This window comes from Paenibacillus baimaensis (assembly GCF_025567575.1).
In genome coordinates, this window is sequence record NZ_JAOQIO010000042.1 from 1 (window position 1) to 1,208 (window position 1,208).

The following is a 1,208-nucleotide window of genomic DNA, read 5'->3' on the forward strand; positions in this document are numbered from 1 at the left end:
TATTAACTATGGTGCCATTAGAGCCCAACCGTTAGTCTGACTCCAACCATCACGGTGCATCACAGACTGTCGCACTCAATGTGGGTAGCACTTATGGGAGATTAATCCTTTTTGACTGGTTGCACCGGCCTTACCTTTGTTTTTCGAAGTAAGATGCGTTAACTACCGCCAAACTCCATAAGCATCAATATAAATCCTCTGTTAGTTAAGAACAGCCAACCGATTGGTGCTTCACTTATTATGTACAATTGAGCTTGCAGATTCTGTCGTACCCTTTTCTTCTCCGTGTCCAGCACCGAATAAGTTTAATACCACTACCCCAATAACAATCAATGCGATTCCGACGACGCTTCCTGTGTTTATTTTTTCTTTCCAAATCAATACAGAAATAAGCGCCGTTGCTACTGCTCCTACTCCTGACCAGATAGCGTAAGTCATGTTTAAGGGAAGTGTTTTAAGAGCAAGTGAGATAAAATAGAACGAGGTTACAAAGGCAACAACCGTGAATAGAGTGGGATATAGTTTAGTAAAACCTTGCGATGCCTTAAGCATCGATGTACCGATCAACTCACCAATGATAGAGATTGCCAAGAATAAATATGCCATTACTTTACCTCCTGTATACTTACTTTTAACTGTTCAATTACCTTTTGCCTTAAGTCTGATTTTGGTGGGGCCAAACCAAACATTTCAGCAAACCAAAGACCATCTATTGCTAAACGAACAAGCGTAGCGCGAACGGGGTCTAATTCATCATTCTCGATTTTATTCTGAATCTCAGAATATTCGTATTGTAACCGTTGCAGCATTTCAGGATTAGTAAAGTGCGCAGCAGAAATCGCCGTATAAAGATCATTCACATCGCTCTCTCCGAAAAACGATGTTTCGATATAAGACCTCGTCCACTTCCCTTTAGAGTGTGGATCGTCATTTGCCCTCTTATTAAACCCTTCGACAAAGTGATTGGATAACTGCTCAATCACACCTAGAATCAAAGAATCTTTATTTGGAAAATGATATAGCAAGCCCCCCTTACTGATGCCCGCCTTTTGGGCAACGGCCTCTAATGTTAACTTTTCCACACCTTCTTCACTTACAATTTGCGAAACTGTTTTAAGGATCAGTTCTCTCTTCAAATCTCTTTTTTTTGTTTTCATATTATATCACCCTTAATTATTATACCGTCCAGACGGTTTTATTTCAAGCTG

Annotated in this window: 2 protein-coding genes; both read right to left on the reverse strand. The window is 40.2% G+C overall.

Annotated elements, in window-relative coordinates; genetic code table 11:
* Positions 1 to 231: 231 nt before the first annotated feature.
* Positions 232 to 606: a DMT family transporter gene (locus OB236_RS14255; RefSeq protein WP_262684603.1), complete on the reverse strand. Its 375-nt coding sequence runs from the start codon at positions 604 to 606 to the stop codon at positions 232 to 234.
* Entirely contained in the window at positions 606 to 1,157 is a 552-nt protein-coding gene (locus OB236_RS14260; RefSeq protein WP_262684604.1) for a TetR/AcrR family transcriptional regulator, read from the reverse strand. The genes OB236_RS14255 and OB236_RS14260 overlap by 1 nt, the downstream gene beginning before the upstream one ends.
* Positions 1,158 to 1,208: the final 51 nt, after the last annotated feature.

Bases quoted from the DNA above. Each gene is read 5' to 3' on its own strand.
- OB236_RS14255 (WP_262684603.1), bottom strand. From the start codon at position 606: ATGGCATATTTATTCTTGGCAATCTCTATCATTGGTGAGTTGATCGGT.
- OB236_RS14260 (WP_262684604.1), bottom strand. From the start codon at position 1,157: ATGAAAACAAAAAAAAGAGATTTGAAGAGAGAACTGATCCTTAAAACA.